Consider the following 205-nt stretch of genomic DNA (forward strand, 5'->3'; position numbering starts at 1 on the left):
CTGGTGCCGACTAGAGGACTTGAACCCCCAACCTACTGATTACAAGTCAGTTGCTCTACCAATTGAGCTAAGTCGGCTAAATGGTGGAGGATGACGGGATCGAACCGCCGCCCCCCTGCTTGTAAGGCAGGTGCTCTCCCAGCTGAGCTAATCCTCCGAATTGCCTGGCAACGTCCTACTCTCACAGGGACAAGGTCCCAACTAC

2 tRNA genes are annotated in these 205 nt (G+C 55.1%); both read right to left on the reverse strand.

Going from position 1 to position 205, the window contains the following annotated elements:
* Nucleotide 1: 1 nt before the first annotated feature.
* Nucleotides 2-77 (reverse strand) — tRNA-Thr (locus MR113_RS28285).
* A gap of 4 nt (nucleotides 78-81) precedes the next feature.
* Nucleotides 82-157: transfer RNA gene (locus MR113_RS28290), tRNA-Val, on the reverse strand.
* Between the last annotated feature and the right edge of the window lie 48 nt (nucleotides 158-205).

Source organism: Bacillus cereus group sp. BfR-BA-01379, assembly GCF_022663605.1.
In the GTDB taxonomy this organism is placed as follows: Bacteria; Bacillota; Bacilli; order Bacillales; family Bacillaceae_G; genus Bacillus_A; species Bacillus_A mobilis.